Genomic DNA, 20,583 nt, shown 5'->3' on the forward strand with positions numbered 1-20,583 from the left:
GTATCTTGAATTAAAAAAATATACTGCAGATAGTACAACAAAAAAGGCCACCAAGTGGTGGCCTTTTTACATCAGACGACTAAATTACGCCTGACCTTTGATTTCTTTCAAACCACGGTATGGCGCTTTTTCACCTAATTGCTCTTCGATACGCAGCAATTGGTTGTATTTAGCAACACGGTCAGAACGGCATAGTGAACCGGTCTTGATTTGACCAGCCGCAGTACCTACCGCTAAATCAGCGATAGTAGCGTCTTCAGTTTCACCGCTACGGTGTGAAATCACCGCAGTGTAACCCGCTGCTTTTGCCATACGGATAGCCGCTAAGGTTTCAGTTAATGAACCGATTTGGTTGAACTTGATCAGGATTGAGTTAGCGATGCCGTTCTCGATACCACGGGTTAAGATCTTAGTGTTAGTTACAAATAAATCGTCGCCCACTAATTGGATCTTGTCGCCCATGATCTTAGTTTGGTATGCCCAACCATCCCAATCTGACTCGTCCAGACCGTCTTCGATAGAGACGATTGGATATTGTTCAGTCAATGATTTCAGGAAGTCAGAGAAACCGTTTGAATCGAATACTTTGCCTTCGCCAGACAGGTCATATTTACCGTCTTTGTAGAACTCAGAAGCGGCGCAGTCTAATGCCAGAGTCACGTCGGTACCCAGCTTATAACCTGCTAATTCAACGGCTTCTTTGATTACCGCTAATGCATCAGCGTTAGAAGACAGGTTAGGTGCGAAACCACCTTCGTCACCTACAGAAGTGCTTAAACCTTTACCGTGCAGTACTTTTTTCAGGGTGTGGAAAATCTCAGCACCCATACGTAAAGCTTCGCGGAAGTTTTTCGCACCAACAGGTTGAACCATGAATTCTTGGATATCAACGTTGTTATCAGCGTGCTCGCCCCCGTTAAGAATGTTCATCATAGGCACTGGCATAGCGTATTGGCCAGGTGTGCCGTTTAATTCCGCAATGTGAGCGTATAAAGGCATGCCTTTGAATGCTGCAGCCGCTTTAGCCGCCGCTAAAGACACAGCCAGAATCGCGTTAGCGCCTAACTTGTCTTTGTTTTCAGTGCCGTCTAAGTCGATCATAATTTGATCAAGCTCAGCCTGTGCAGTCGCATCTTTACCGATTAACGCCGCACGGATAGGGCCGTTTACGTTAGCCACAGCAGTCAATACACCTTTACCTAAGTAACGGCTCTTGTCGCCATCACGCAGTTCCAGCGCTTCGCGGCTACCGGTAGAAGCACCAGATGGCGCAGCCGCCATACCGATAAAACCACCTTCTAAATGCACTTCGGCTTCAACTGTTGGGTTACCACGAGAATCCATAATCTCGCGACCAATCACGTTAATAATCTTAGCCATATTACCCTCGATTTAAGTTTAAAAGAGAAAAGAAAAAACCAATACCAATGGGAATTAACAGATGTAGAGTACGACCAAAATCTTTAAATTCCGTTTACTATTTCCGTCTATACGCATGTCGTTTATACACATGGGTATGAGTTTTGACTCATGATTACGCGGCCTGAGTGTAACAAAAGGCCGGGCCCACTGTCGCGGGTCCGGCCTTAAAATTTATTTCTTCAGATCACGTTTTTGATGTGCACTTGCGGCAGCAACGAAACCTTCGAACAATGGATGACCATCGCGTGGGGTCGAAGTGAATTCTGGGTGGAATTGACCCGCTACAAACCAAGGATGATCTTTAAGCTCAATCATCTCGACCAGTTTACGGTCCGAAGATAAACCACTAAATACCAGACCCGCTTGTTCTAAACGTTCTCTGTACTTGTTGTTCACTTCGTAACGGTGACGGTGACGCTCAACACAAGTGTTACCTTTGTACGCTTGCGCCGCTTTTGAACCTTCAAGTAGGTGACATAACTGCGCACCTAAACGCATAGTGCCACCTAAATCAGAGGCTTCATGGCGTTGTTCAACGTTACCTTCTTCATCAACCCATTCAGTGATTAAGCCAACCACAGGGAATGGCGTTGCTTTATTGAACTCGGTTGAGTGTGCATCGGCCATGCCTGCAACGTTGCGAGCAAATTCAATCAGCGCCACTTGCATACCTAAACAGATACCAAAGTACGGCAGCTCGTTTTCACGGGCATATTTAGCCGCCAGGATCTTACCTTCCACACCGCGCTCACCGAAGCCACCAGGAACTAAGATACCGTCTAAACCTTGCAGCACTTCATCGCCTTTGGCTTCAACGGTTTGAGAGTCAATGTACTTGATGGTTACTGATACGCGATTTTTAAGGCCAGCGTGTTTTAATGCTTCGTTGACTGACTTATAGGCGTCTGGCAGTTCGATGTATTTACCCACCATACCAATCACGACTTCGCCGTTTGGATTAGCTTCTTGGTAAATCACGTTTTCCCACTCAGACAAGTCGGCTTCACGGCATTCTAAGCCAAAACGTTTAACGACTAGGTCATCTAGACCTTGTGAGCGCAGCAGCGCTGGGATCTTGTAGATGCTGTCGACGTCTTTTAATGAAATAACCGCACGCTCTTCAACGTTACAGAATAACGAAATCTTCGCACGCTCGTTGGCAGGAATCGCGCGGTCACCACGGCAGATCAGCACATCGGGTGCAATACCGATAGAACGCAATTCTTTGACTGAATGTTGAGTCGGTTTCGTTTTCACTTCACCTGCAGCGCCAAGGAATGGCACTAAGGTTAAATGCATAAACAGGGTACGATCGCGGCCCAGTTCAACGCCTAATTGGCGGATAGACTCAAGGAATGGCAGTGATTCGATATCACCAACAGTACCGCCGATTTCAACGATAGCCACATCGTGACCTTCACCACCAGCAATCACTTTTTCTTTGATCGCGTTAGTGATGTGTGGGATCACCTGAATCGTCGCGCCTAAATAGTCACCGCGACGCTCTTTACGCAACACTTCCTCGTAAATACGACCTGTGGTGAAGTTGTTGCGACGGTTCATCTTAGTGCGGATGAAACGCTCATAGTGGCCTAGGTCAAGGTCTGTTTCTGCGCCGTCCTCAGTCACAAACACTTCACCATGTTGCGTTGGGCTCATGGTACCTGGATCAACGTTAATGTATGGGTCCAGTTTCATGATGGTTACATTGAGACCACGGGCCTCTAAAATTGCGGCTAATGAAGCGGCTGCAATGCCTTTACCTAGTGATGAAACCACACCACCAGTAACGAAGATATACCTTGTAGTCATGCTGAACCTGAGAAAATGAGTTTGAAAATACGTGCTTGTAAGAAAGCACTAGGACGGGGCAGTAGTATACCAAAGGTGTTGCCATTCGACAAACACCAATCCGGATAATTTGCCCTTTATCTTGGTTCGCCCTGTTTAACCTTATCCCAGTAGGCATCTAACTCTTCTAAGCTATGTTCTTCTAATGCTTTATTATTTTGTCTCGCAAATGCCTCTACACCTTTAAAACGGCGTTCAAATTTAACATTGGCTTGGCGCAGCGCTTGTTCTGGGTCCACCTTTAAATGACGCGCCAAATTCACCACCGCAAATAATAAGTCGCCCATTTCGGCCTGCACTTTGGCTTGGTCAAGCCTTGGCTGATTCACCTCCGCCAGCACTTCATCAATTTCTTCATGGATTTTTGCGACAACGGGCTCAAGCTCAGGCCAATCGAACCCGACACGTGCAACCCGCTGCTGAATTTTGATTGAACGGGATAACGCCGGCTGCGCGCGCGGAATATCATCAAGCACAGAAACCTCGCTTGATGAAGTCACCCCAGCCGCCAGAGCCTTTTGTTCACGCTCGCTGGCTTTGATTGCTTCCCAATTCGCTTTCATCTGCTGACTACTGGCATCGGCCTCAAACGCCTCAAACGTGGCTTCACCAAACACATGGGGATGACGGCGGGTGAGTTTGTCGGTGATTTTATTAACGACTGTGCTGAAATCGAACCTGCCCTGCTCTTTGCCAAGCTGGCAATAAAACACTACTTGGAATAATAAATCCCCCAGCTCATCGGGCAATTCGTCTAGGGCTAAACGCTCAATCGTGTCAGCCACCTCATAGGCCTCTTCGAGGGTAAAAGGCACTATGGTTTGAAAGGTCTGCGCCTTATCCCAAGGACAACCCGTTTGCGGATCGCGCAGCTTCTCCATAATCTTCAGTAGCGGCGCAACATCGGTTGCTGAAAGTGCTGTTGCTGAAAGCTCAGTAATAGAAGGCGTGGTATGGGAAGTCATGCTGATATCCTTTCAAGAGAGTCGACACAAGTACAGGATGCGTAAACAGGAATACACTCAAGCTGAGTCGCAACTAAGGCCGTAATAAAGCGCTAATGATAAAGTAGCCAAGCTCAAAGTGCTATTTTGAGTCTGATATTAGGTTTTAGTGAAGAAGATGCTCAAAAGTGTGTTTCGGCTCGTTAACTCAACCGAAAATTCCCACTACTGCTGGCAAACAAATTCTTATCTATTTGCCTATGTTTGGCCTTACCAGAAATCGGCTAAGAATGTATGGGTATACAGTCGTATTTAAATTTAGGTATTTTTGTATGATTTTAAGACAAGAACAGTGCGCACTAATTCCATGCGCAATAAATAAAACGCTATAAAATCAATTGACTATAGAGGCTGAGTTTTAGTTAATAGGTTTGGAAAACGCGCATGCGCGTTTTTCCAGATGGTTTATTTGGCAGAAAGCTGATAAGTTCTTTGCAATACAAACAGTTAGTGATGCGCGTTTTCACTGGTCCAACGAGGTAAACGCGCATGCGCACTAATAAAATGTTAAGTGCTTTTATGAAGAAAATTACCATCCTACTAATAGTTATTACAATCTTATTGTTCTGGACTGCAGTACATAAGCCAGGAGGAAGCTTAGAATATTATTTACTGTTAAAACCTTACCCGACATTAGATTTATTCTTAGGAGGCGGAGAAGAAGGTAGCTACGCTCGCAGGCTTGCGAACGGAGAATTTCCGGCTTGGCTTGTAAATGAGCACTATATCAATCTTGCGTCGAGTAGCTGGGAAGGTAGTACAAAGGCTTGGGAATATCTAAGAAATGGCTCCTTAATAGTTGTGTTTTTGGGATGGCCTATTTTACTTATCATTTGGTTGGTCTTATCAATCAAAACGCACTTAACAAGGCGCTCAAGCAAGGACGCCGTAACCGGCGCCGCTTAGCTTGGCGTTATAAAACACAGGGATAGTCATGCGTTTTTCCATAGGCAATTCACACAGTGAAAAATAGCAAGGACAGCCATATCTTTTGTGTTTTTCAGCCCCTTCTACTAGGCTTTAAATTATCCTGATTTTGTCTGTGTGGAGTTTGCTATGACTTCGGCCAGAAGACAGCTAATTGATGCTAATGCAACGCCCTTTTATCACGTGATAAATCGCTGTGTTCGCAGGGCTTTTTTGTGCGGTGAGGATAAGTTTTCAGGGCGCAGTTACGAGCATCGACGTGGCTGGATTGTAGATAAAATTAAGGCATTATCTGCGATATTTTGTATCGATATTTGCGCCTACGCGGTGATGAGTAACCATTACCACTTAGTGCTTAAAATAGATGTCGATAAGGCCAAATCGTTAACGCAAAAAGACATTATCAGCCGTTGGTGCCAAATCACTAAAGGCCATGCAATTGCTACTAAGTATATGAATGGTGATGCTTTAATCGAAGGTGAACGCATGTTACTCGATGGCTTAATTACCGAGTGGCATGAACGATTAAGCAGTATTTCTTGGTTTATGCGTTGTTTAAATGAAGAAATTGCCCGTAAAGCCAATCGAGAAGATGAGTGTAAAGGCGCCTTTTGGGAAGGTCGTTTTAAATCGCAAGCACTGTTGGATGAACAAGCCTTGCTCGCGTGCATGATGTATGTCGATTTAAATCCAATCAGAGCAGGCATTGCCGATTCTTTGCAATCCTCTGATTTTACATCGATTCAGGAGCGAATTGACTCGCTAAACACCTCAAATCATCCATCAACCATCCCAGTGCCTCAAACTGACTCCGCAACCAATCAAGCTCATATTCTCCGCAAATCGTTGGTCCAATTCGATGGCGCAGCTCACCTGAATCAGCAAGTGGGCATTCCATTTCATTTTGCCGATTATCTCGAACTGATTGATTGGACAGGCCGCGCCATCCGTCTTGATAAGAAAGGCTATATCGATAACCAGCGACCGAAATTACTCAATGAATTAGGCATTCCGCCCGATGCGTGGCTCACATCAGCCAAAGAGTTTCGACGTCAATACAGTGGCATAAGTGGTCGATGGGATAGCATGTGCGCGTTTAAAAAACAGCATAACAGCGGCAAATGGTGTAAAGGAAAAGCATCAAGCCAAGCGTTACATCCTTAAGTTGCTCACGACTCAGCGTTTAGGATTATTTTTTTTATCCGAAATGAAGATAATTTCGCGCAAAACATAGCACGCTTTTGTCCCAAAGCATGCTATGTGTCTCTTTGAAACCTACAGCCAACAACGATGCTAGGAAGCTGAGCAATGGTGATTAGCGAGACGACCGTCCGCCCCTCTTTGGCATCCATGCCACCGTGGCATTCGTGAATCCATTCACATCACACGGTGCGGTCGAGCATCAAAGGACGGACTCGCTGCGCGTCGGAGAGCAAATGCCATTGCTCAGAATGATGAACAGCCTCCCTGCCCTCCAATATATCTCTTATCAAAGTATCCTATATTGCTAATTTCGAGGCTAATCGCTTCGAAAGAGATTGCTAACCTTAAAGCCGTCTTGCTTCTATCACGCTATCGACCTGGGAGAGCTTAGATAACACCCGCGATAATCCATCGAGGTTGTATAGCTCTAATTCCAGCTCAATGGCTGCCGTCTGATTCTTAATATCCGATGACGAGCTCATGGCGAGCACATTGGACTTTTCGGCGGCGAGTACTGAGGTGAGATCCCGCAATAATCCGCTGCGATCATGGGCTAAGACACGCAGGCGCATGCGATAACCACCTGAATAGTTCTCGCCCCAAACCACATCGACGCCACGTTCTGGGTGAACGCGCATCAACTCTTTCACCTGCTCACAGTCGGAGCGATGCACAGAAATACCGCGCCCTTTGGTGATAAAGCCTAAAATCTCATCCCCAGGTACGGGCTGGCAGCAACGGGCGATATGGCTGAGTAAGTTACCCACGCCATTCACTTCCACCTGTCCTCGGCTATTGGTGCCAGATTTAGATTGGCTCTTCTTAACTAATTCTTCAACCGCATCTTCTTCGCTCGCCTCATCGAGGCGCAACTTACTTTGGATATGGTTAACAACCTGATGTAAACGCACATCACCGCCGCCGATTGCCGCAAGCAAATCGTCCATACTCGCCATATTAAAACGCTCAACGGCGATGGCGGCATCTTTGATTTTAAGGCTGACTCGCGCCAGCTCAGCTTCGAGCATTTCTTTACCGGCGATAATATTTTTATCGCGGTCTTGCTGCTTAAACCAATGCTGAATTTTCGAGCGCGCCCGCGATGTGCGGATATAACCTAAGTTTGGATTGAGCCAATCGCGCTTAGGATTGGGGTGCTTCGAAGTGATGATCTCAATGCGCTCGCCCGTTTCAACCTGATAGGTAAACGGCACAATGCGGCCATCGACCTTGGCGCCGATACACTTATGGCCAACCTGCGAGTGAATATAGTAGGCAAAGTCGAGCACGGTTGAACCGAGCGGCAAGTCGACCACTTCACCGCTTGGGGTAAAGACATAGACTCTATCTTCAAACACTTGGCTGCGGACTTCTTCAACCAAATTGCCGCTTTCGACCACGTCCTCCTGCCATTGCAGAATTTTACGCAGCCAATTGATTTTTTCTTCGTAGCCGCTCTGTTTGCCGGAGTGATTACCCTCTTTGTATTTCCAGTGCGCGGCAACCCCCAGCTCTGCATCTTCATGCATATCTTGGGTACGAATTTGAATTTCAACGGTTTTACCTTCAGGCCCTACCACTACGGTATGAATCGATTGATAACCGTTAGGTTTAGGGTTGGCCACGTAGTCGTCGAACTCGCGCGGGATATGGTGCCATAGCGTGTGCACCACCCCTAAGGCGCCATAACAGTCCTGCAAACGCTCGGTGACAATCCGCACGGCACGCACGTCAAACAACTCATCAAACTTGAGGTGTTTGCCCTTCATCTTGCGCCAGATGCTGTAGATATGTTTTGGACGACCATACACCTTAGCGCGGATATGATCCTCATCGAGGCGTTGTTGCAACTGCTCGACAAATTTTTCGATATAGACTTCGCGGTCTAACCGCTTACCATCAAGCTGTTTGGCAATGTCCTTGTAGGTATCTGGATGCAGATAACGGAAGGAAATATCTTCTAACTCCCACTTTAACTGACCAATACCCAAACGGTTAGCGAGCGGCGCATAGATATCGGCAATTTCGCGAGCCAGCAAGACGCGGGTTTCTTCGTCGGCATTTTTCACGGCGCGCAGCAAACAAACACGCTCGGCCAGTTTTATCACCACCGCGCGCACGTCTTCGACCATCGCCAGCAACATGCGGCGGATATTGTCGATTTGCGGCTCGGTTGAGCGGCTATTAGGATTGATTTTTAACGCGCCAATGGCATTCATGGTCACCACGCTGGCGACTAACCGCGCCAGCGGCTCACCAAACTTTTCTTTGATCGCTTCTTCGTTTAATAAGCCCGCATCAAACACCACAAACAGGATGGCCGCTTGTAGTGTCTCGATATCCATATTCAGCGGCGCGAGGATTTCAATCATCTCTCGGGCACGTTCGAGCAGTTCTCTTTTCGCGGCAGGACTCTTAGCGGGTAAAGCATCGACCTGCTCAATCAGGGCGAGCAAGGTTTGCGCCTCATCGACATGACTAACATAGCGAGCCACCCACTCTTCAAGATGAAAATCGGGATCATTAAAGTGCGCTTCGCGAACAGAGACCATCTTAATTTGTTTCCTTATTCGTGCTCAGAGAAAAGTGGCACCACCTCGGCACTCCTATCTTCAGCATTGGCACGGACTTGTCAAACCCAACGAGACGAAACTTCACATTTTTTACGTTATTCAAACGCTTTGCTTACTTTACACTCGAATAACGCGGGCAAGTGAAGCAACCTTGCCCAGCCTGCAAGACTTATTTTGCAAGCTCAAAAAACGCCATGGCTTCGATATGATGTGTCTGCGGGAACATATCGATTAAGCCTAACTTTTGTAACTTGTAACCACGTTCGAGTAACACCGCACTGTCGCGGGCCAAGCTCGCCGGATTACAAGAGACATACACCACTTGGCGGGGTTTCATCTTCTTAAGCCATTGCAAACTCTCAAACGCCCCCGCGCGCGCAGGGTCGAGTAGCAATTTATCAATCTTGCCCATCCAAGGCTCACAGGATAAATCGGCACTTAAGTCGCCATGGTAAAAGGTTAAATTGCTCAAGCCATTCGCCGCCGCGTTTTCACGGGCTTGACTGACCATTTCTGGCACCCCTTCAACCCCAATCACTTCGGCACCCAGTTTAGCTAAAGGCAAACTGAAGTTCCCCATACCACAGAAGAGATCGAGAATGCGCTCACCCGGCTGCGGTGCTAACCAGTCTAACGCCTGCGCCACCATGGCCTTGTTAATTTGCGCGTTGACTTGCACAAAGTTGCCTGGGGTAAAGGTTAAGCTCACAGGGGTTGCATCGGCTTTATCATCGAGCAACTGGTAAACAGGCAATAACAGCGTGCCATTGACGCCATGGAACTCACCGTTGTTATCCTGCAAACAAATATGGATTTGGTGCTGCTCGGCAAACTGCGCAAGCTTGCCCATATCCTTATCGTTTAAGGATTTAGTGATCCTAATTACCGCAAAATGACCATTGTCGGCATCAATCAATTCTACATGCCCAAGGCTCGATTTCGCCGCCAGTTGATTAAGCAACTTAGCAAATGGCGCGATTAAATCCGCTAAGGGTTTCGCCAAGACTAAACAGGTATCAATAGACACGACTTGATTGCTGCTTGAGGCACGAAACCCTAGGCTCAACTGCTTGGTATTTTTATCAAATAGGGTCGCAAGGCGGGCGCGGCGACGATAGTGCCAACCTTCGCCCGTTAATGCGGGCACTGATTTGCCTTCGGCGCCAGCAAATTTTGCCATAATATCCACCAGAGCCGCCGACTTATGCTCACGCTGGCCTGCTAATGACATATGCTGTAAATCACAGCCACCACAGCTTTGGTAATGGGGACATAAGGGCGAAACCCGCTCAGTGCTTGGCGTCTCGACTTTAATCAGCTTGGCACGGGCGTAATTTTTCTTTTGTTCGGTTAGCTGCGCTTGCACGGTTTCACTAGGCAAGGCGCCAGGGATAAATACGACTTTTCCCTGATGTTGTGCTATACCAGCCCCTAGATGATCGAGCTGGTGCACGCTAAAGGATTGCTTCGCAGACAATTGCTTGGAACTATTTGGTTTTGCTTTAAAAAATTGTGCCATTTCGGCCTCTAAATCAATAAAAAACTGGTAAAGACCGCCCTTTTTCTGGCAGTCTTATAAAATTATATCGTCCCTAGAATTTAGGAAACTGCGCTGCGGCTATGAACCCTGTCAACAACATGACCAAATACAGCTTACGTTCCTGGGTTCTGGTGCTTGCGCTTGCGCCGACGATCTTAGTCGGTATTCTGCTGGGCAGCTACTTTACCATAAATCGCTTCTATGAACTCGAAGATACGCTGATTGAACAGGGCAGCAATATTATCGAGCCACTGGCAATTGCCAGTGAAGTGGGACTTGTGAGCAATGACAGGGAAGCGACCAAACGGCTCCTTGCCGCAGCCCAACTGAATAAATCCACGCTCGTTAAATCTATCGCTATTTTTGACATTCAAAATCAACTGTTTGTCACATCGCATTACCACAAAGATTTCGAAATCATGCGCTATAAAGAGGCGCTGACCAATCTGCACAAAACCGAAATCGAACATGTGGGCGACAGCCTTATCCTACGCACACCGATTTTTGCCACCGCGCCAACTGCGGCGGGGGCGCCCGTGAATTTTGATATCCAAACCGATAATGGCGAATTGCTTGGCTATATTTCGGTGATTATCAATAAAGAACGCGCGCTGCTCGAACAACACAGGGCCGCCGTGGCCGCCTTTATTATCGTCTTGATTGGGGTGCAATTAAACCTGTTGTTTACCTTTCGTCTGGTTAAAAACGTTACCCAGCCGATTACAGAAATGGTGCGGGTGGTCGCCAAAATCCGTGAGGGTAAACTCGATGCTAGGCTTGAGGGCAATCTTATCGGTGAGCTGGATTTGCTTAAACGCGGTATTAACGCCATGGCGGGCTCACTATCGGAATATCACGATGAAATGCAGCAAAATATCGATCAGGCAACTTCGGATCTACGGGAAACCTTAGAGCAGATTGAGATCCAAAACGTCGAGCTCGACTTAGCGAAAAAACGCGCGCTGGAGGCCAGTCGGATTAAGTCGGAGTTCTTGGCGAACATGTCCCACGAGCTGCGCACACCATTAAACGGCGTGATAGGCTTTGCCCGTCAACTCGTTAAAACCCCGCTGCACTCAAGCCAAGTCGATTACATTAATACCATCGAACGTAGCGCCACTAACCTGCTGGCAATTATCAACGATATTCTCGACTTCTCGAAACTCGAAGCAGGCAAAATGGTGTTAGAAAACATGCCATTCGGCCTTAGGGAAACCCTAGGTGAAACCATCACCCTAATATCAGGTAGCGCACAGGCCAAAGGGCTGGAATTGGTCGTCGATATTGCGCCCAATGTCCCCGACAATGTTAACGGCGATGCGATGCGTGTTTGTCAGATTATCAATAATTTAGTGGGCAATGCCATCAAGTTTACCGATTCGGGCAGCGTATTAGTCAAGTTAGAGTTACAAAACCAGACCGATGATCAAGTGGTGCTACGCTGTGATGTGATTGATACCGGCATTGGAATTGATGAAAACCAACAGGATTTCCTGTTCCAAGCCTTTGGCCAAGCAGACTCCTCGATTTCTCGCCGCTTTGGCGGAACAGGGCTAGGGCTAGTCATCACTAAGCGCCTCGTCAATCAAATGGGCGGCCAAATTGGCTTTACTTCTTCGGTGGATAAGGGCTCGAACTTCTGGTTCACCCTACCATTAGGCCTAGGTCAATTCCAGATTGGCGATTCGCTCCCCCTTGAAAAACTCAAAGACAAGACAGTGCTGTTTTATGAGCCCAGAGTCCTCACCCATTCAGTAATTAGTCGTCAGCTAAAACAGTGGGATACAAAAGTAACCCACCATCAACACATTCCAAGCTTGTTAACGACGCTCTCGACCACTGAGCATCAGTTCGATTATGTGTTATTGAGCTGCCATGGATTTAGCAATTCTAACCAATTGCTCGGTACCTTAAACCAAGCTAAGGGTAAGACGGATTGTTTAATCGTACTGTTCGATTGCCAAGAACAAGATATGCTCAGCCAGTTTATTCGCCCCAATGCCGATGTAGTATTGTCACTGCCCGTAAGCGAACACCAACTGGCGCGCAATATGCTGTATCCACCGATGGAATATGACATTTTACCTCCCGTGGCGATTGCTGTACCTGCTGCACGCCAATCCCTCACCGTATTGGCGGTGGATGATAACTTTGCCAATCTAAAACTGATTGAAACCTTGCTCAATGAACTAGTCACAACCGTTATCGCCGTTAACAGCGGTGAAGAAGCAGTCAAACAAGCCAAGAATCGCACCTTTGACCTTATCTTTATGGATATCCAAATGCCGGGCACCGACGGCATCAGCGCGACTAAGCAAATTCGCCAAGGGTCGATGAACCGCAATACACCCATTATTGCCGTGACCGCCCACGCGATAGCAGAGGAACGTGAGCTGATATTAGGTAGCGGTATGGATGGTTATTTGCCTAAGCCTATCGATGAAGCCGCCCTCAAAGCGGAGATAAACCGCTGGATCACTCGGCCCAAGTTCACCCATTTCGATTTACATACCCTCAACTGGGATCTTTGCTTAACCCAAGCTAACCATAAGTCGGATTTAGCTTTAGATATGCTGCGCATGCTATTGGATTCCTTGCCTCAAACTGTCTCGGCTATTGAGACGGCGCTGAGTCAGAACGATCAAGCGAGTATGCTGACAACCGTTCACAAACTTCACGGTGCCAGTTGCTATTGCGGTGTGCCAACCACACAGCGATTATGCCAAGAGATTGAATCGGCATTGAAACGTGATGCCCGCGTCGAAGATCTCGAACCGGAAATACTAGAGTTACTTGATGAGCTAACTAAGGTAGAATCGGCGGCAAAACAAGTGCTATCACAGCTATCAGCGGAAATAACAGATGACCAAAAAAACGGGCTTCTTTAAGCGTTTAAAAGCGCTAGAACTACCACAGAAAAAACTCTTTGCCATTGCTCTTTGCCAACGAATGTTACCAAATTACCAATTGTTTTCAGAGGTTTGTGAGTTTGGCGATCCTGCGGTATTAAGCACTGTGCTCGATCTTCTTTGGCAATCCCAGTACGACAACAAGCTAAAATTCAACATCGATGTGCATCTGCAACGCTTAGAAGATAACACCCCAGAACCTGCCGATTTTGATAGCTATGGCGTATACCCAGCGATGGACGCCGTAGTTGCGCTCTCGACATTACTTGGTGCGATTCAGACCAACCTTGAAGAAGATATCACCAATATTAGCAAGTTATCCTCAAGCACTGTGGCGAACTATATCGAGACTATCAGCGATGTGGATTTAACCGATGATGCCTTAGATGACTACGTCTTCGCCCATGAAGTGATGGAAGAAGAGCGCGAACTGCAAAATACGCTGCTGGAAATCATCGAAGAAAATCCTAAGATCACCGCCGAGTTGGTGAAAGGTTTACGCAAAGAGATTATCGAAGCCGGTGTATCGAATATCGGCATTAGCGTGGCCTAAATAGGAACAGGCTACCTAAGAGACTTGGCTTTTAGGTAGCATCTTATACTGGGGAATACTGCACGAGGGGATAGGACTTAGCTAGGCATCCATTCAATATGAGAAAACTCGTTTACCAAGGATTTATCTTAACCAATAGCGAAGGCCGCACCGATACCTGGAAACTCACCATAGGTGAGCAGAGCCGTATTGGCTCTTTGTTTGAACTGCGCCGTTTAGTCAGTTACTACCTTGAACTGGGGATTGTGCCCGCCACCCGCGCTAGCCTTCAAGAGGCGAAACAGACCCAAAACTCCATGAGTAAAAATCCGCTAAAACCACGCAAACGCTAACGAGCTTACGCCATCGAAAACAGCTCGGGCGCCTTAGACTGCATAAACTCGATAAACACTTTTACCTTTAGCGGCTGCTGACTTCGCTGATGATACAGAATCGATATTCTGCGCTGTTCACCTATCCATTCGGGCAAAAGCACTTTTAACTTTCCCTCTTTAATCTGCTGTTTTACAAATAATTCAGGGCCATAGAGTATACCGCCGTGATCGAGTGTCGCCTGAATCGCCCCGTGCAAATCAGTGAGCGTAAGCTTTGTCGGGCCATTAAAATAAAACGACTCGCCATTCGGGTGCTTTAAGTGCCAGTTAAACAGTGGCCACACCTTAATTAACTGATGCGCTTCAAGATCATCGGGATGGGTTAACTTAGGCGCCGAGGCTAAATATTCTGGCGTCGCAAACAAACAATAATCAAGCTCGCCTAAGGTACTCGACACCCAAGAGGAATCGGGCTGGGCACCGCCCACTATCGCCACATCAATCCCTTTATCAATTAAATCCACCAACTCATTGCTTTGGGAAATATGTAGGCGAATATCGGGATATAAACGCCCAAACTCGTTCAGTGCACGGATAAAAATGATGGAAATAATCGAAATCGGCGCCGCAATCCGCAATGTCCCTTCGGGTTTATCACTTCCGACACCGCTGAGTTCATCAAATTGGGCAATGACACTCTGATAACGTTGGAATAATGCTAGACCTTCTTCGGTTAATCGCAGCTTACGGGTGCTACGCATAAACAATTGCTTATCTAGCTTTTCCTCAAGCTTGGCCAGCTTGCGACTCACTGTGGCGATGGGCATGTCGAGCTCTTTAGCCGCTTGGGAAAAACTCCCCGCATTCACTAAATGCACAAACAGATAAATTAACTGTAGCTCGCCGCCTACATCATCAGCCATTTTCAATCCCTATCATTTATGTCAGTGCCAGCATCCATAACGCGCACTAACTCATTGTGTTTTAAACGTAGAATTATTCATTTCTACGACCATAGCGCAATAGCTCTTAGGGAGAATGCTATGCTATTTTGCTAACAAATTTACTGCGCTAGCGCCGATTATCATTAATTCGCTGAAATAACATCCCAGCCGACTTCGCCTTGACGGCTTGAATGAAATCAAGCATCACTAAGGCTATCTCGTGGGATAAGCAACACAAAAGGATGAGTGAGGGTCATGACCATTTTAACCCCTCTGTTTGCCGTCTTCGGGATCATGCTACTGGGCACACTTGTGCAAAAACTGCGCTTTCTCCCAGTAGAAACAGACCAAGTACTCAATCAATATGTTTACTATATTGCGTTTCCTGCCATCCTATTGATAGCACTGGCACAGCAGCCGATTGAAGACATTCTGCAATGGAGATTTATTGCCGGATACAGTGCCGCCATGCTGGTGATTTACCTCATTTGTATTAGCATCTCCCTACTGGTTAATCCTAAACAACATGCAATTGCCGCCGTGCGCGCCTTAAATGCGACTTTTGGTAATACCGCATTTATCGGTATTCCACTCCTTATCATCTTATTTCCCCAGCAACAAAGCGCCTTAGTTGCCGCTGCGATTGCCAGTTTATTGTCCGTGCTCATGTTTGCCGTGGCCTTGGTCTCGCTAGAACTCGCCACCAATAAACAGCGACAACATCACGCCGCGGTGATCATGCTGCTAGCCGTGGTGAAAAACCCAATTGTAATCGGTTGCTTTATTGGTGTGGCTATTTCGGCATTAGGGATAACTCTCCCCTCCGGTTTGGCAATGATGATCCAGCAGATAGGCAATACGTCCAGTCCCTGTGCCCTCTTTGCCGTCGGCATGGTATTGGCGAAAGCCATGCGCTACCAAAAAGATAGCAAGGTCTTTAGCCTGACAAACTTTATCGAACTCAGCCTTATCAACCTGTTTAAACTTATTCTGCAACCCGCCTTGGTTTACTTCATGTTAAAAGGCTTGGGTGTCACCGGTGACTACCTCGTTATGGGTGTCATACTTAGCGCCTTGCCCACGGCGGCAAGCGTCTATCTTTTGGCCCAACGCTATAACACCCAGGCCTCCAGCAGTGCCCAAGGGATACTCTTTGGCACTATAGTGACCTTTTTCAGCCTACCCATTCTGGAACAACTTGTTAAAATCTATTCATAAACAACTAATTAGATTTTATAACAAAGCGACATGTCGAATATTCACCCAAAGTTACTTTACTGTATATAAATTCAGTATATACTGTTTATCAATACAGTGATTTGGTAAGTTTTTCGACAGGAACTCACTATGCTTTGCCAACTCAGCATCAACAATTTCGCTATCGTACGTTTCCTTGAACTGGACTTTCGCCCCGGTATGACCAGCATTACCGGTGAGACTGGCGCGGGTAAATCTATTGCCATCGACGCCCTTGGCTTGTGCCTAGGTAACCGTGCCGATGCCAGCAGTGTTCGCCCTGGCGCGAGCAAAACCGAAGTCAGTGCCCGATTTTCACTCGAGGATGTGCCTCTGGCAAAACGCTGGCTCGAGGATAACGATCTCGAACTCGATGATGAGTGTATTCTGCGTCGAACCATTGGCAGTGACGGCCGCTCACGCGCCTATATCAATGGCAATCCCGTTCCTTTGACTCAGTTAAAATTACTGGGGCAATTACTTGTAGGGATCCATGGCCAACACGCCCATCATGCCATGTTAAAGAGTGAACACCAGCTCACCTTACTCGATAGCTACGCCAATCACAGACTACTGATAGACGCAGTGGCGGCAAGCTATCAGCGCTGTAAACAAATCGAAGCCGAACTCAAGCAATTAGAAGCCTCCCAGCAGGAACGTATCGCCCGTAAACAACTGGTGCAATATCAAGTTGAAGAGTTAGATGAGTTTGATCTTAAGGTGGGAGAGTTTGAAGAGATTGAACAGGAGCACAAACGTCTCGCAAACGGTACCGAATTGGTCGATAGCTGCCAAGCCAGCCTGTTTTTACTCACAGATGGTGAAGAGAGCAATATCGAGTCACTGCTGAATAAAGCCGTCAGCCTTGCAGAGAATTTGCAAAGCTATGACCCCGCATTAACCAATGTCAGCACTATGCTGAACGAAGCGCTTATTCAAGTGCAAGAGAGCGCTGGCGAATTGCAGCACTACCTAAGTAAACTTGAACTCGACCCCGCGCATTTTGCTTATTTAGAGGAAAGGCTCTCTAAAGCCATGCAACTGGCCCGTAAGCACCATGTCAGCCCAGAAAAATTAGCCGAGCATCATCTCGCCCTCAGGGCCGAACTCACCACACTCGATGATGATGAAAATAAGCTAGAAGATATTCAACGCCAAGTGGAGGCCAGTAAAGTGGCCTACCTCGCTAACGCACAAAAGCTGAGTCAGAGCCGCGCCCGTTATGCAAAAGAGCTGGATAAGTTAGTGACTCAATCCATCCACGAACTCAATATGCCTAAGGGTAAGTTCACCATTGAAGTGAATTTCAACCCAGAGATCATGTCGATGAACGGCAGCGATAATATTGAGTTTATGGTTACCACCAACCCAGGTCAGCCGTTACAACCTATATCTAGGGTTGCCTCAGGCGGCGAATTGTCACGTATAGGCCTTGGTATTCAAGTGATTACCGCGAAAAAGGTTGCCACACCGACACTCATTTTCGACGAAGTCGATGTGGGTATATCGGGCCCTACTGCTGCTGTAGTTGGACGTATGCTACGCAGCCTTGGCGAATCGACCCAAGTATTGTGTGTGACCCATTTGCCGCAAGTTGCAGGTAATGGTCACCAGCATATGTTTGTGAACAAATTCAACAAGGCGGGAAGTACAGAAACCACTATGATGCCTTTGGATAGGGAGCAACGTATCCAAGAATTAGCCAGACTTCTTGGTGGCGATACAATTACTGCTAACACTCTCGCTAATGCACGAGAATTATTACAGTAAGAATACACTAAGCCAAATATTCCACGTCATAACCAATGCCTTATCTACATCAGATAAGGCATTGGCATTTATAGGGTAACGAACTTTAGTTTGAGTTAACTAGGGCGTGTTGACGTTTCAGTTTTTTGCAGCAATTTGGCTGGCGTTTATGCAAGGCAACGTCCGTACTGTGTAGTTATTCTACATAAACGGACGATAACGCGGCAGAAACGCCAGCCAAATGCTGCCCGAAGGATTCGTCTGGCAGCCCTTGCTCTTACTTTCTGTCATAAGAGCCGCTCATCATTTGAGTAGAATCACGACACATCATTCCTCGTTTCGTGAGCAAGTGCTTGCCAGAACGAAGAAAATCTAATCTCGAAACGTCAACAAGCCCTAGATGAATAACCAAAAAGAGATTATTGGCTAATAAGGACAATCACTTGCAAACAAACGAGAGCGAAAATCCCTGCCAGTACATCGTCGATCATAATGCCAAAACCGCCTTCGACCTTGGCATCGAGCCAACGGATTGGCCACGGCTTGATGATGTCAAAGAGACGAAAAAGCACAAAACCAGCAATTAACCAGAGCACTCCGGCTGGCGCCGCAATCATAGTGATTAATAGACCTGCGACTTCATCCCAAACAATTGCACCATGGTCATGTACGCCCATGTCCTTCGCAGCCTTATCACAGATATAAATCCCCGCGAGTACGCACACTAAGGTCACGGCTAAATACCAACTCAAGGGCAATTGCGCCAACAACAAATAGAGCGGGACGGCCGCCAAGGTACCAAAGGTGCCGGGCGCCTTAGCCGCTAAACCGCTGCCAAAGCCTAATGCTAAAAAATGGATCGGATTTTTAAGAGACAGGCGCGACAGCGCCTGATCTTGGGATAACAACTTCATTAAAAGTGCTCAAAGCCATGATATGGCGGCGTAAACGGCTCACCATTGAGTTGCAACTTAAGTTTACTGCCCGCACAGATTTGCCCAACCCGCACAAACTTAGTTCCTGCGTGACTCAGTGCTGTTTCTAACGCACCTTTTTGTGCCTCTGGCACGGTAAAGAGCAGTTCATAATCCTCGCCCCCCGTTAGCGCATAACCTAAGGCATGCTCTTCGCTCACGGTATCTTGCATCGCGCGGGACAACGGAATCGTGCCCACATCCACAACCGCGCCTACCTGCGATGCTTTGAGGATATGGCCAATGTCGGAGATAAAACCGTCGGATAAGTCGATAGCACTGGATGCTAAAGATCGTAATGACTGACCCGCTAACACTCGAGGCGTCGGACGATAATGGCGATTAATTAAGAACTCTTTATGCTCCGCACGTGCATGTTGCACACCGCGGATCAAATCCAGCCCTAATGCTGAATCGCCTAGCGTACCGGTCACATAAATCCAGTCACCCGCTTTTGCACCGTGACGAGTCAATGCCTTACCCTGCGGCACTTGGCCATGCACGGTAATATTAATGGCTCTAGGGCCGCGAGTAGTATCGCCGCCAATAAGGGCAATGCCGTAATACTCAGCCGCTTCGAAAAGTCCCTCACTAAAACCACTCAGCCAGGCTTCGTTAACCTCTGGCAAAGTAAGCGCAAGCGTCATCCAAGCAGGCTCAGCACCCATGGCCGCTAAATCAGAAAGATTCACGGCTAAGGCTTTGTAACCTAAAGCTTGAGGGGGGATATCGGGGAAGAAGTGAACGTTTTCGACTAAGGTATCGCAGGAGATGGCGATCGACTTGTTTTCGGCGGGCTGCACTAGGGCGCAATCGTCACCAATACTCAATTTGACATCACGGCGCGTTGGGCCGCGGTGATTGAAATAACATTCAATAAGTTGGAATTCTTTCACTGTACAGTTTGGCGCGACTCACATCGGCCACCTTTGTTAGCAATGAAAAACGGTATCCTAAGATACCGTTTGTCCTTATTACTTACGTGCAACCAGTTTGTCGAGTAATCCATTAACAAACTTATGGCTTTCATCCGCACCGAAAGCTTTAGCCAGTTCAATCGCCTCGTTAATCGCGACTTTGAACGGCACATCTTTACGGAAAGTCAGCTCATATGCCGCTAAGCGAACTATGGCCTTCTCCACTGGCGACACCTCATCAATGGGGCGGTCTAAGTGTGGAATGAACAACTCATCCAGTTGGGTTTTCTTAGTTGCTACGCCTGCAAATAGCTCACGAAAATAAGCTACATCAACACCGTCGAGGCTCTGTTCAGTTAAAAACTCGTGCTCGACATCGGCAATATTATTCCCGCTTAGTTGCCATGAATAAATGGCTTGTACGGCTAAACGGCGGGCCTTGCGGCGCTCAGAAGGCTTCATTATGT

At 47.3% G+C, this 20,583-nt stretch carries 16 protein-coding genes; 7 read left to right on the forward strand and 9 right to left on the reverse strand.

The window, feature by feature from the left end; all coding sequences use genetic code 11:
* Window positions 1–84: 84 nt before the first annotated feature.
* The 3 genes from eno to mazG form a co-directional block, all read right to left on the reverse strand.
* Window positions 85–1,380: a phosphopyruvate hydratase gene (gene eno / locus EYR25_RS18510; protein WP_011621904.1), complete on the reverse strand. Its 1,296-nt coding sequence runs from the start codon at window positions 1,378–1,380 to the stop codon at window positions 85–87.
* A 213-nt stretch (window positions 1,381–1,593) separates the two neighbouring features.
* Entirely contained in the window at window positions 1,594–3,234 is a 1,641-nt protein-coding gene (locus EYR25_RS18515; protein WP_011621903.1) for a CTP synthase, read from the reverse strand.
* Window positions 3,235–3,350: 116 nt separating this feature from the next.
* Window positions 3,351–4,238 (reverse strand): nucleoside triphosphate pyrophosphohydrolase, encoded by an 888-nt coding sequence (mazG, locus tag EYR25_RS18520; RefSeq protein ID WP_133182082.1) that lies wholly within the window; start codon window positions 4,236–4,238, stop codon window positions 3,351–3,353.
* A 528-nt stretch (window positions 4,239–4,766) separates the two neighbouring features.
* Here mazG and EYR25_RS18525 point away from each other — a divergent pair.
* Window positions 4,767–5,183: a hypothetical protein gene (locus tag EYR25_RS18525; RefSeq protein WP_133182084.1), complete on the forward strand. Its 417-nt coding sequence runs from the start codon at window positions 4,767–4,769 to the stop codon at window positions 5,181–5,183.
* A gap of 150 nt (window positions 5,184–5,333) precedes the next feature.
* A complete protein-coding gene (locus tag EYR25_RS18530; protein WP_133182087.1) occupies window positions 5,334–6,368 on the forward strand; it encodes a transposase in 1,035 nt (344 codons plus the stop codon).
* Window positions 6,369–6,751: 383 nt separating this feature from the next.
* On the opposite strand, the gene relA is transcribed toward EYR25_RS18530, so the two are convergent.
* Both relA and rlmD read right to left on the reverse strand, forming a co-directional pair.
* On the reverse strand, window positions 6,752–8,959 hold the full coding sequence (gene relA, locus EYR25_RS18535) for a GTP diphosphokinase (RefSeq protein WP_023267554.1): 2,208 nt from the start codon (window positions 8,957–8,959) through the stop codon (window positions 6,752–6,754).
* A 190-nt stretch (window positions 8,960–9,149) separates the two neighbouring features.
* Window positions 9,150–10,499, reverse strand: a complete 1,350-nt coding sequence (gene rlmD / locus EYR25_RS18540) for a 23S rRNA (uracil(1939)-C(5))-methyltransferase RlmD (protein ID WP_133182089.1) — start codon at window positions 10,497–10,499, stop codon at window positions 9,150–9,152.
* A gap of 101 nt (window positions 10,500–10,600) precedes the next feature.
* Here rlmD and barA point away from each other — a divergent pair, with 101 nt between their 5' ends.
* The 3 genes from barA (at window position 10,601) to EYR25_RS18555 (ending at window position 14,314) form a co-directional block, all read left to right on the forward strand.
* Window positions 10,601–13,408, forward strand: coding sequence for a two-component sensor histidine kinase BarA (barA, locus tag EYR25_RS18545; RefSeq protein WP_133182091.1), 2,808 nt, complete (start codon window positions 10,601–10,603; stop codon window positions 13,406–13,408).
* Window positions 13,383–13,982 carry a YjaG family protein gene (locus EYR25_RS18550; protein WP_023267557.1) on the forward strand — a complete coding sequence of 200 codons (600 nt, stop codon included), beginning with the start codon at window positions 13,383–13,385 and terminating at the stop codon, window positions 13,980–13,982. Before barA ends, EYR25_RS18550 begins: the two co-directional genes overlap by 26 nt.
* A 98-nt stretch (window positions 13,983–14,080) precedes the next feature.
* Complete coding sequence (locus EYR25_RS18555; protein WP_023267558.1) at window positions 14,081–14,314, forward strand: DUF3319 domain-containing protein; 234 nt, start codon at window positions 14,081–14,083, stop codon at window positions 14,312–14,314.
* A gap of 5 nt (window positions 14,315–14,319) precedes the next feature.
* Here EYR25_RS18555 and lldR read toward each other — a convergent pair whose 3' ends face one another.
* Window positions 14,320–15,219 (reverse strand): LysR family transcriptional regulator LldR, encoded by a 900-nt coding sequence (gene lldR, locus EYR25_RS18560; RefSeq protein ID WP_023267559.1) that lies wholly within the window; start codon window positions 15,217–15,219, stop codon window positions 14,320–14,322.
* A gap of 276 nt (window positions 15,220–15,495) precedes the next feature.
* Between lldR and EYR25_RS18565 the strand changes: the two genes are divergently transcribed.
* Together EYR25_RS18565 and recN are read left to right on the forward strand one after the other, a co-directional pair.
* Window positions 15,496–16,458 (forward strand): AEC family transporter, encoded by a 963-nt coding sequence (locus EYR25_RS18565; RefSeq protein ID WP_133182094.1) that lies wholly within the window; start codon window positions 15,496–15,498, stop codon window positions 16,456–16,458.
* Between the two features lie 129 nt (window positions 16,459–16,587).
* The gene (recN, locus tag EYR25_RS18570; RefSeq protein ID WP_133182096.1) at window positions 16,588–18,246 is read left to right on the forward strand and encodes a DNA repair protein RecN; all 1,659 of its coding nucleotides are present in this window, start codon (window positions 16,588–16,590) and stop codon (window positions 18,244–18,246) included.
* 398 nt (window positions 18,247–18,644) lie between these two features.
* On the opposite strand, the gene EYR25_RS18575 is transcribed toward recN, so the two are convergent.
* The 3 genes from EYR25_RS18575 to nusB form a co-directional block, all read right to left on the reverse strand.
* Window positions 18,645–19,139 (reverse strand): phosphatidylglycerophosphatase A family protein, encoded by a 495-nt coding sequence (locus EYR25_RS18575; protein WP_133182098.1) that lies wholly within the window; start codon window positions 19,137–19,139, stop codon window positions 18,645–18,647.
* The gene (gene thiL / locus EYR25_RS18580) at window positions 19,139–20,095 is read right to left on the reverse strand and encodes a thiamine-phosphate kinase (RefSeq protein WP_011716204.1); all 957 of its coding nucleotides are present in this window, start codon (window positions 20,093–20,095) and stop codon (window positions 19,139–19,141) included. Before thiL ends, EYR25_RS18575 begins: the two co-directional genes overlap by 1 nt.
* A gap of 78 nt (window positions 20,096–20,173) precedes the next feature.
* Entirely contained in the window at window positions 20,174–20,578 is a 405-nt protein-coding gene (gene nusB / locus EYR25_RS18585) for a transcription antitermination factor NusB (RefSeq protein WP_011621889.1), read from the reverse strand.
* Window positions 20,579–20,583 lie beyond the last annotated feature (5 nt).

It is taken from the genome of Shewanella decolorationis, assembly GCF_004354305.1.
Lineage (GTDB): Bacteria > Pseudomonadota > Gammaproteobacteria > Enterobacterales > Shewanellaceae > Shewanella > Shewanella decolorationis.